At 44.4% G+C, this 313-nt stretch carries 1 pseudogene; it reads left to right on the top strand.

Features of this window, described 5'->3' with window-relative positions:
* Positions 1-274, top strand: a pseudogene (locus AB4496_RS29660) (transporter); the annotation flags it as partial.
* Positions 275-313: the final 39 nt, after the last annotated feature.

The raw sequence follows: 313 nt of genomic DNA on the forward strand, positions 1-313 counted from the left end.
TGTCGACAAGTTCTTCAATAACCTAGCGACACCGTTAGTAGCTGAAAGTAATGAACAGAAGAAACTGGATAACAAGCAACGTCGTATGTTGGGTTCACTTATCGCGGTAGCGGGTGTGGGTGTAATGACTATGTTCGTACTGCCAAACCCTATGTGGGGACGCATGGTATTCGTTCTGTGTGGTTTGATTGTGTTCTCTGTTGGTCTGTTACTTGTTAAAGCAGTCGATGACAAAGTCGAGCAACAAGACGAAGTGACTCCAGCCGAAGGCTAATTTAATACGCATCCTAAATAACATCACGGCCACCTAAAT

Source organism: Vibrio sp. 10N.222.46.A1 (assembly GCF_041473595.1).
GTDB classification, from domain to species: domain Bacteria; phylum Pseudomonadota; class Gammaproteobacteria; order Enterobacterales; family Vibrionaceae; genus Vibrio; species Vibrio tasmaniensis_A.